Genomic DNA, 9,983 nt, shown 5'->3' with positions numbered 1-9,983 from the left:
CATCTGCATGTGTCGAGAGAAAATTATCTCAGCCTGCTGAACGGCAGTTTTTTCCACGATTTCAAACCAACAACGGAATTTATCCCGAAATTTCCGGCCTTCCGGGGTCAGGCGACACCCTGCGCACTTGGCCCCGGAAGATTCCACCAATGCCACGCCGAGGGCCTCTTCCGTGGCCCTCAATTTTCCCCAGGCTGCCCGGTAGGACATGCCCAGTTCACTGGCGGCCTTGCGGAGAGATCCGTACTCCTCGATCTGGTCCAGGAGCATGGCCCGGCCAAGGCCGAAATACACGCTTTCGCCGGATTCCAGCCAAAGATGAAGACGAACGGTAGGCGTTTCCATGGTCGAACTCACTTGCCGAAGGGGCATTTAGGGTAGGTGCATCGCTTGCACTGCATGCAGAGACCGCCGTGGCCGAGCCGGGCCAGGTCCCGCCTCAGGGGAGAGAACCCTGCCAGGATGCGGGGCAGAAGAATGTCCAGGCTGGTGGTCTTGAAATACAGGGCGCAGGCTGGCACACCGATAAGATCCGCTTCGCCGATGCGGGCCAGGAGGGTCATGGCCCCGGGAAGAATCGGGGTTCCGTAGCGCATGTCGGAAGCCCCGGCGTCCGTCAGTCCGTGCCTGGTCACGTCCCCGGGATCCACAGACAGGCCGGCGGTGGTCACGATCAGCTCGGCGCCTTGATCGACCATGGCCAGTACCGACCGGGCGATGCGTTCCCGGTCGTCGGGGACGACGTCCGTGGCGATGACCGGACAGCCATAGGCCTCGACCTTGGTGGAGACTATGGGGATGAAGCGATCCTTGACCAGTCCCTTGAAGACCTCGGTGCCGGTGACCAGAATGCCGACCTTTCGTTTCCGCAGGGGCCGAACGTCGACCACCGGGCCACGGTCCAGAATCCGGACGGCTTCATCAAGGACGCTACGTTCGAGATAGAGCGGAATGGCCCGCGTGGCCGCTACCTGCTGCCCCTGCTCGACGACGCTGAAAGCGTGGCGGGTGGCGCACATGACCCCGGGGATGGAGTTCAGTTCTTCAAGAATCTGTTCGTCAATGGTCAACAAGCCGTCATGTCTGGCAGTGAGGGTGATTTTCCCCTCCCTCGGAACGTCGGAACACGCCACTCCCGGGCCGGCCAGGCCCGCGGCCAGAACCCGGGCGGCCTCGTCCTCGTGAACCCATTTCCCATCCTCGCAGTCCCCCTGAACGTAGACCTCGAACCGGCCCATACGATGCAGCCGGCAGACGTCGCCGACATCCAGCTTCTGGCCGCGATGGAATGCCGCGTCCTTGCTCAGGCCCGGCTCGATGCAGGTCATGTCGTGCAGGGCCGTTTCGCCCACGGCCTCCTCGGCCTTGACGAGCCTGAGTTTCGGGCCGTCAAGGCCCAATTCGCGGCGGTCATGGCCGCCGATCCACCCCTCGTATGGGGATTCGCCACGGCAGGACCGGCAAACCGATCCGTCCCTTCGCGGGTAGGCTTGGCCGCATGACGGGCAGGCGGCGATGGCACCCTTGCCCCGACCGCCCATGAATTCAGACCGCAGGGCGATTTCCCTGACGGAACAGATCGATGCCCCGGCCGTGAGGATTTCCTGGCGGAGCCTGGCGCTGTCCTGCTCTTTTTTCGGTTTCAGCTTGAATAGCCACTCCCGGATGACCGGATAGGGGTCCAGCCGGTCCGTCTCAACGGCTACGCGGACGCCTTTGCCCGTGAATTTGTCGAACAGGGACACGGCGTAGAGGCCGAGGTTGAAGATCCGGAGCCATCCGTTGCCCACAGTGCAGGGAGTGAGCATCTGGACCGCGTCCGGCAGGCACCAGGGAGTTTCGGCGATGGCGTCAAAGAGGACGCCTTCGGGGATGTGCCCTTTGGCCTCGTGGACCATGAATCCTCCCAGGATGAGTCCGGGAGCGGCATAGCCGTGGAAGCGGCCGGCCGCCTCGATGAACTCGTCGATGGAGTAGGGCCCGATGACGGGACTGGCTGTGCTTGGAATGGTCGATGCGCTGTTCAGCATAAGCTCTCCGGAAGGGTTGAAGTGACAATCCAGTCAACCACGGCGAATTGATATTTTCTATCTTATCCCGATCGAAGGCTTTCACAAACCGATTCGGGTTAACATTTGACGTCACTGAACAAGACAATATCAATTCAACATCTTTTTTTCATTGATTTTTATCCATTCAAGACGATTTATCGATTCCAAGCGGCTCAACGCGAGGCCATCGGTCGGTATTGGTCGGCCAATTATGCCTTGATTGACATATAGGTGTGGGGCAGAATGCTTTCGGCAATCAACGGCTTTTCCGAACAAATTCTGTTTTTGAACCTCAGATTTAAAAATATGGACATTATTTCTTTAAATTCATTGGCTTTTTCTGAAAAATCAGCCTTCAGATACCTGCTTGGATTTTGCTGGGGGAAACGCGGGCGGTTCTGCCCTGATTGTCTGAACCGGAAACTTTATCGACTGGCCGACGGCAGAAGGAAGTGTGCACGTTGCGGCTATATTTTTCACGACTTCAGCCGTCGTTTCATATCCAAGGGCGGGCTGACGTCACGGCAATGGCTTTGGTTCCTCAAGCTCTTTGTCTTGGAGGTCTCGCCGGCGACCATCGCCGTGGAGATGGGAGTAGGTTACGCCACAATCCGCAAGGCGGTCGACAGGGTCAGACGGGCCATTGTGGCCAAGGCATTGGACGCGCCAAGCCTCTATGACGCGGGCATCTGGCCCGGCCCGGGGAGTCCGATGCCGACCAGGGAGATGGTCAATTCTCCGGTGTTCGGGATTATCGAAGTCGGTGGAATCGTGTTCTGCGACATTCTGCCCAACCTGACGGCCGAGAATCTGATCCATTTCAAGATCAATTTTCGACTCAAGACCGCAAGCATTGGACAAATCGTCTACACGGCTCCCTTCAAGCAATATTGCGCCCTGGTTTCATGCGGCCCGGCCCTGTGGTCCGAACATGGCGTCAGACATGAGGACCATCATCTTCCGGTGGACTCTTCGCCGTTCTGGAAAGCGACCAGTCAGCGATTGCGTCGTCTGAGAGGGGTTTCAGCCTCGCATTTCCCACTCTACCTGAAGGAAAGCGAATTCCGGTTCAATGCCGGAGAGACGGGCATCATCCCCCGACTGGCCCAAGCCTTGTGTGCCTTTGTGCCGCGGGTGGGAAAAAGCGAAGGGCCGCCGGAGGATTGACCGAACCGGCGGCCCTTCAGGGAGGGAGGGTCGAATCAAAACTCAGGAAGGGCCAGGGATGGATTCGGTCATTCCCAAGGCCGTCCACGGGGCCGTGGACACAGGCGAATACCCTCTGTTCTGGGCGATGGCGTCCAGATGGACGAGCCCAAGGGCTGCCTTTCGAAATTCTATCCGGCCCTGGTCTTCGCTCATGTCAAGGCAGGGCAGGTACCGCCGGCATTTGTCGCAGGCGTAGATGTATTCTCGGGGTCTGTCCGCCACGGTGAATTTCCACAGGCTTTCATGGTCCTGATTTTCGCAGACGGGACAGGTCATTCGTTGGTACCGCCAGCGGTGATCGCAGACCGGACAATGATGCCAAAGCTGGCCGCTTTTGGAAATCAGAAAATCGGAAGCTTCGGGATGGCATTCCAGGGTGGACATGTCGGGTTCGGAACCACAGACCGGACAATAGGATCTGTTCCACAGATCGGTGGCGATTCCGGCGAGAAGGGTGACCCGGTGGGCGGAAACAACCGGAGACCAGGCCGAGCGCAGGGCCAGGAGCAAGGCGCCCGGGAGCACGCCCGCCCGGCAGGAGGCCTCTTCCAGCACATCGGCATGGCCGTGGGCCACGGCGGTTACGCAGGACTCGACCCACGGGAGGTCGTGTTCAAGTCTGTCGGCCAGAAGGGAGAGGGTTTCGGCCTGGGGGGGGAAGACCGTGGACATCAACGGCCAGATTGTTCTGGCGGAGGCGATGAAATCAGAGACGAACCTGGCCTGGTCGACAAGGGCCACCAGGGGCTCGCCCGAGAAGAAACGGTTCTCGTCATAGGCCTCGATGCCCGTGGATGGGCCTTCCAGTTCATCCTTGGCCTTGTCCTGCCAGGCCAGGACCTTGCCGAAACGATTGATGATTTCCCCGAAGATTTTTCCGGGATCCGTCGCCTCGGCCTGAAGGCCACTTTTTTCATCGATATCGGAAGAAGACATGCGTCCTCCTTGACGAAGCGGCCCGCCGGACGTCCGGCGGGCCGCAGGTTTGATTAGCCGAGCATGTTCCGCAGAGGCCGAACCATCCCGGCCAGGAAATCGGCTCGATTGATCGGCCTGGTCTCCCGGCCCGCAAACAGGTGGTAGAGTTCCCTGGGCTGGTCGAGGAAATAGATGACGTTCAGGTCCTCCTCATCCAGCACCGTGCAGCTCTTGTGAACATCGCAGGCGATCTTCCTCTCGAGCTCGGATTTGGTCGTTTTCTCGGCCTCGGCCTGGGTCAGGCGCATTTTTGCCAACATGAGCATTTCTTCGCGATCGCCGAAGTTCATGGCTCCGGTGCAGCACGATTTGACGCACATGGGCTCGAGCCCGGCATTGACCCGGTCGATGCACATGTCGCACTTGCGGAGTAGCCCCGACAGATCGTCCCGGCGCGGGATGTTGTATGGGCAGGCGTCAATGACAGCTTCGCATTGCTCCTTGGTCAGTTCCTTGGTCTTTTCCGTGCAGATGACGGCGCCCGTGCCCTCGTCCTGGACGATGGCTCCTTCGACATACTCGTCGGCCATCATCTTGCAGGCGGGCTGGACACAATGCCGGCATTGATCCGGAAAAAAGAGCCAGAAGATGTTGTTGTCGATCTTGTGTTCGGCGAACCGAACCAGTTTGTAGTTTTCGGGGGTCAGATCCGGCGGGTTCTGATGGGTGCCGGTCTGTTTGGTCGGCACGGCCTCGTGGTCGTGCCATTGCTTGCAGGCCACCTGGCAACCACGGCAGGCCGTGCAGCGGGTGGTATCGATGAAGATGCTCTTGGCCATATCGTTCCCTCCTACCTTGCCAGTTCCGTGACCTTGTCGGCCTTGCGGATGTTCACTAGACACGCCTTGTACTCCGGGATAGTCGTGTTCGGGTCGCCCACTGACGGAGTCAGGCGGTTGGTGGCGTCGCCGCAGCCGGGGGTGGTCCAGCCATAGCAGAAAGGCATGCCGATGAGGTGCACGGTTTTCCCTTCCACGGTGAACGGGGTCATGCGGACCGTGACCATGGCCACGGCCTCGACCGTGCCCCGGATGCTCTCCACCACCACCACGTCGCCGTTCTTGATGCCCTTTTCCACAGCCAGCTCGTGGCTCATCTCCACATAGAGCTGAGGTTCGGCCTCGAGCAGGTACGGGGTGTTGCGGGTGTCCCCGCCGCCGCACCAGTGCTCGGTCAGACTGTAGGTGGTCAATACAATGGGATATTTCGGGTCGGCCGGTTTGGCCAGGAGATCCTTGTCGCTGCTGGTGATCTTCATGCAGGGATTGTGCATCCTCGAAGAGAAGGGGTTTTTGGCCAGTGGTGTTTCGGCCGGCTCGTAGTGTTCAGGAAATGGCCCGTCCACGCGTCCCGGTCCGAAGATCTGGCCGTGCCCTTCGGTCTGCATGATGAAGGGATACGTTCCCTTTTCCTGGGCCATGGGCGGGGCCCCTCCGTCGGGGACGTCGCCGACCCATTTGCCGTTTTCCCAGAGGATGACCGGCAGGTCGGGATTGAAGGGCTTGCCTTGGGGGTCGAGAGAGGCCCTGTTGTACAGGAGCCTCCGGTTCATGGGCCAGGCCCATGTATAGCCGGGGAATAGCCCCAGTTTGGCCTGCATGGGGGTTTGGGTGGTGTCGCGACGCTTGGCCAAGTTTTGGCCGGCTGCGGGGTAGCATCCGCAATACAGCCAGTTCAGGCTGGAGGTCGAACCGTCGTCCTGGAGCAGAGCGAAGCCGGGCACCTGATCGCCTTTCTTGTAGGTCTTGTCCTTGATGGTCACATCCTTGGTGAACTGCCCGTTGATCCGGGCGGCCATCTCTTCGGCGTCGTATTGCTTGGGCCAGGCATGGCTCAGGACGCCCTCGGGGAAAGCGCCTCCCTCCTTCTTGTAGAGTTCGCGGACCTTGTTCAATATTTCCACCAGCATCCAGCCCATGGATCTGCTCTGGCCCAGAGGCTCATAGCCTTTGTGGTGCCATTGATGCCAGCGACCGGAATTGGACGTTGTCCCATCCTTTTCGCCACGCTGACAGGACGGAAGCATGAAGACCTCGGTCTTGACCTTTTTCGAATCAACCCCTGGACCACGCCAGAAAGCGCACGTCTCGGTTTCGTGGGCCTCGCCGATGACCAGCCAGTCCAGATTCTGCAAAGCGGCTCGGATCTTGTGCGTGTTGGGCATGCTCTGGGCCGGATTGTGGCCGAATATCATGCCGCCGCGGATTTTTCCGTGGTACATTTCGTCGAATTGAAAAAGGCTGGCGTAATCGACCCCTGGCTCGGCCTTGGGCAGAAGATCGTAGCCAAAGCCGTTCTCGGGGGTTGCGGCCTCGCCGAACCAGCCCTTGAGCAGGCTGACGACATATTTCGGCCGGTTGCCCCACCAGTTGACGCTCTTGGGATCCTTGGTCACCGGCGTGACCGCTTTGAGGTAGTCCTGTAGGGTGGGCCAGGCCGTGGTGGGTACGGCGTGGTAGCCGGGCAGGATGTGCCAGAGAAGGGCGTGGTCGGTGGATCCCTGGACGTTGGGTTCGCCTCGCAGCGCGTTCACCCCACCTCCGGCCACGCCGATGTTGCCGAGCAGGAGCTGGATCATGCAGCCGAGCCGGATGTTCTGGCAGCCCACGGAATGCTGGGTCCAGCCCAGGGCGTACATGATGGTCCCGGCCTTGTCCGGCGCGCCGGTGGCGGTGTAGGCCTCGTACACGGCGAGCAGGTTGTACTTGGATACGCCGGTTACGGACGAGACCGTGTCCATGTCGTAGCGGTCATAGTGCTTCTTTAGCAGTTGATAGACGCAACGGGGATCTTTGAGGGTTTTGTCTCTTTTCGGGATTCCGTTTTCGTCCTTGGCAAGGGCCCATTTCTTTTGGTCGTACTTTTTGTTTTCTGGATCGTATCCCGAGAACAGGCCATCATCAAAATTAAAATCATCACCTACAATGAAGGAAGCATTCGTGTATTCGGTGACGTATTCCTTCTGGATGAGATCCTTGTCGAGGATGTATTTGACCATGCCGCCGAGGAAAGCGATGTCCGTTCCGGACCTCAGGGGAACGTGGAAACTGCTTCGAGCCGAGGTGCGGGAAAATTTCGGGTCAACATGGATGACCGGGGCACCCTTGTCCTTGGCCTTCAGCACCCATTTGAAGGAAATGGGGTGGTGTTCGGCAGCATTGCTGCCCATGATCAGAATGGCATTGGCGTTCTTGATGTCGATCCAATGCTGGGTCATCGCGCCGCGTCCAAACGACTCTCCCAGAGCCGCTACTGTGGGGCTGTGTCAGACCCGGGCCTGATGGTCGATGTTCACACCTCCCAAGGCTCGACAGAGTTGATGGGTCAGGGCGCACTCCTCGTTGTCCATTTGGGAAGTGCCCAGTTGGAAATAGGATTCCCAGCGATTGACGGTCTGCCCTTTGTCGTTCTTGACCTTGAAATCCTTGTCCCTGGTGTCCTTGATTCGTCGGGCGATGCGGTCGAGCATCCAGTTCCAGTCCTTTTCCTCCCATTTGCCGCTGCCTGGGGCGCGATATTTGGGCTTGAGCAGCCGATGGTCGCTGACGTGCATGCTGTAGAAGGCGGCCCCTTTGGCGCACAGGGCTCCCTCGCTCACCGGATAGTCGGCATTGCCTTCGGAGCTGATGATTTTTCCGTTTTTGGTATGCATGATGATTTCGCATCCACAGGAGCAGAACGGGCAGGTCGACAGGACCTCCTTGGCTCCCTCGATCTTGAGAGTCGTGGCATAGGCATGCGCCGACTTGAGATCTAACCCCAGTTGTCCCAGGGACATGGCGGCCACGCCAGCCCCGGTGATTTTCATGAACCCTCGCCGTGAAAACGTAGCCATCAAAACCTCCATGGTTGTACGTTCTCCGCTTACCTTTGGCCTGAGGCACTCAAAGAAGTGGAAGCGGACATGAGGTGATTATATAAAAAAAATTTTTATTATCAATATGTTATAAATAATATATAGAAAATTTTTTAGAACCTTTCGGCCTGAAAAGATCGGGACCATCGATCCGGCGCCCAAAGACGATTCGGTTCCATGACATGGGGTTTTTATCGAAATCAAAAAATATGAAAGAGGACTTTGGCGAACATGACTTGATGGATTTGCAATGATTCCATCGGCACACTTTCGTTGACAGGGAACTCCCGCAGTGGGTATGCTGGCCAAAAAAGACATAAGTCAGGCTTGACATCAAACCCGGGAACGACCTTCATGAGTTTTGGACTTCGGTCGGCCTGGACTGAAAAAACAGGAGGAAGATTCATGATTGCCAAGGAAATCGTTGTCAACGGGGTTCGCAAGAATCTCGTGGTGGATCCCAAGGCCAGCCTGGCCGAGGTGCTCCGCGAACAGCTCAAGCTGACCGGCACCAAGGTCGGCTGCGGGCAGGGTCAGTGCGGGGCCTGCAGCCTGATTCTTGATGGCAAATTGGTCCGGTCCTGCGTGACCAAGATGAGCAAGGTCCGCGACGGGGCCGAGGTCATCACCATCGAGGGCGTCGGCGACCCCCGGAATCTGCATCCCATCCAATTGGCCTGGATCGCCCACGGCGGGGCCCAGTGCGGGTTCTGTACCCCGGGATTCATCATGTCGGCCAAGGCCCTGCTGGACGGTAATCCCGATCCGTCCCGGGACGACATCCGTGACTGGTTTCAAAAGAACCGGAACGCCTGCCGCTGCACGGGCTACAAGCAGCTCGTGGACGCCGTCCAGGACGCAGCCAAGGTTTTGAACGGCACGATGAGCAAGGACGAACTGGTCTTCAAGATTCCGGCCGACGGCCGCATTTTCGGCACCAAGTTCCCCCGGCCCACGGCCGTGGCCAAGGTCACCGGAACCCTGGACTACGGGGCCGACGCCGGGCTCAAGCTGCCCGACGACACCCTGCATGTGGCCCTGGTCCAGGCCACGGTGTCCCACGCCAACATCCTGTCCATCGACACCTCGGAAGCGGAAAAACTGCCTGGTGTCAAGGCGGTGATCACGGCAAAGGAGGCCGGGCAAGTCAAGTACGGGGTCAGCCCGGCCCGGTATGATGAAACCGTGTTTGCCGTGGACAGGGTCCGGTATGTGGGGGATGAAATTGCCGCCGTGGCCGCCACCCGCCTGGATGTCGCCCTTGAGGCGGTCTCCCGGATCAAGGTGGAATACGAGGTGCTGCCCGCGGTGTTCACCGTGGAAGACGCGGTCAAGGACGGGGCCCCCCAGCTCCATGACGAGTTCAAAGGCAACCTGTGTGCCGAGGTTCACCAGGAGTTCGGCAACGTGGCCGAAGGCCTTGAAAACAGCGACATCGTGATCACCACGGAGATGAAAAGCAAGCGCCAGGACGGGGCGTTCATCGAAATGCAGGGCTGCATCGCCGAATACGACAACCGCGGCGTGCTCACCCTGACCAGCTCCACCCAGGTCCCGCACTACGTCCAGCGCACCGTGGCCATGGTCCTGGGTATGGATGTGGGAAAGGTCCGGGTGAAAAAGCCCTATGTCGGGGCCGGATTTGGCATCAAGGCCGCTGCCAACCCCATGGAACTGGCCTGCTGTATCCTGGCGAAAAAAACCCGGAAACCCGTGAAAATGAATTTTACCCGGGAACAGGTGTTCATGTACGGCCGGGCCCGCCACCGGTTCCACCACACCATCACCACGGGCGCCAAAAAAGACGGCACCCTCATGGCACTCAAACATGAATGCTGGCTGGACGGCGGGGCCTATACCAGTTTCGGTATTGCCACGGTCTATTACAC

8 protein-coding genes are annotated in these 9,983 nt (G+C 59.0%); 2 read left to right on the top strand and 6 right to left on the bottom strand.

The annotated features are described in order from the left end of the window. Both EOM25_09875 and EOM25_09870 read right to left on the bottom strand, forming a co-directional pair. A partial coding sequence (locus tag EOM25_09875) for a LysR family transcriptional regulator (protein ID NCC25484.1) occupies positions 1–345 on the bottom strand: 345 nt, incomplete at its 3' end. Positions 346–353: 8 nt separating this feature from the next. After that, a complete protein-coding gene (locus EOM25_09870) occupies positions 354–2,030 on the bottom strand; it encodes a trehalose-binding protein (GenBank protein ID NCC25483.1) in 1,677 nt (558 codons plus the stop codon). 264 nt (positions 2,031–2,294) lie between these two features. On the opposite strand from EOM25_09870, the gene EOM25_09865 reads away from it, so the two are divergent. Further along, a complete protein-coding gene (locus EOM25_09865; GenBank protein ID NCC25482.1) occupies positions 2,295–3,218 on the top strand; it encodes a transposase in 924 nt (307 codons plus the stop codon). Between the two features lie 42 nt (positions 3,219–3,260). Here EOM25_09865 and fdhE read toward each other — a convergent pair whose 3' ends face one another. The 4 genes from fdhE to EOM25_09845 are packed head-to-tail and all read right to left on the bottom strand — an operon-like array spanning position 3,261 to position 8,085. Further along, positions 3,261–4,196 (bottom strand): formate dehydrogenase accessory protein FdhE, encoded by a 936-nt coding sequence (gene fdhE / locus EOM25_09860; protein ID NCC25481.1) that lies wholly within the window; start codon positions 4,194–4,196, stop codon positions 3,261–3,263. A 53-nt stretch (positions 4,197–4,249) separates the two neighbouring features. Next, the gene (locus tag EOM25_09855; protein NCC25480.1) at positions 4,250–5,017 is read right to left on the bottom strand and encodes a formate dehydrogenase; all 768 of its coding nucleotides are present in this window, start codon (positions 5,015–5,017) and stop codon (positions 4,250–4,252) included. A gap of 11 nt (positions 5,018–5,028) precedes the next feature. Then, positions 5,029–7,455 (bottom strand): formate dehydrogenase-N subunit alpha, encoded by a 2,427-nt coding sequence (fdnG, locus tag EOM25_09850; GenBank protein NCC25479.1) that lies wholly within the window; start codon positions 7,453–7,455, stop codon positions 5,029–5,031. A 48-nt stretch (positions 7,456–7,503) separates the two neighbouring features. Next, on the bottom strand, positions 7,504–8,085 hold the full coding sequence (locus tag EOM25_09845; GenBank protein NCC25478.1) for a twin-arginine translocation signal domain-containing protein: 582 nt from the start codon (positions 8,083–8,085) through the stop codon (positions 7,504–7,506). Between the two features lie 363 nt (positions 8,086–8,448). On the opposite strand from EOM25_09845, the gene EOM25_09840 reads away from it, so the two are divergent. Then, positions 8,449–9,983 (top strand): 2Fe-2S iron-sulfur cluster binding domain-containing protein (locus tag EOM25_09840; GenBank protein NCC25477.1); only part of this gene is annotated, 1,535 nt, incomplete at its 3' end.

It is taken from the genome of Deltaproteobacteria bacterium, assembly GCA_009929795.1.
Classification (GTDB): domain Bacteria; phylum Desulfobacterota; class Desulfovibrionia; order Desulfovibrionales; family Desulfomicrobiaceae; genus RZZR01.
This window is presented reverse-complemented; position numbering and strand designations above follow the sequence as displayed.